Genomic DNA, 202 nt, shown 5'->3' with positions numbered 1-202 from the left:
TCATTCACTGATCATTGGCCAGATTCGTATAGACGGCAACAAATTCACGATACCGTATTCTCGCCTATTTAAAAAGACTCACAAGCCTATCACGATAACGATTCCGCCTGTGTTACTGGACAAAAAGATTAAGCAGATTGAAATCATTCCTAAGCATCATGCCAGGTTCTTTGAGATTCAGTACAAATATGAAATGCCTGAA

The 202-nt window shown here is 39.1% G+C and carries 1 pseudogene; it reads left to right on the top strand.

The annotated features are described in order from the left end of the window. A pseudogene (locus tag VU18_RS20965) lies at positions 1–202 on the top strand (RNA-guided endonuclease TnpB family protein); the annotation flags it as partial.

This window comes from Geobacillus sp. ZGt-1, from assembly GCF_001026865.1.
In the GTDB taxonomy this organism is placed as follows: Bacteria; Bacillota; Bacilli; order Bacillales; family Anoxybacillaceae; genus Geobacillus; species Geobacillus thermoleovorans.
The sequence above is the reverse complement of the archived record's forward strand: the minus strand, read 5'-3'. Positions and strand labels throughout refer to the sequence as shown.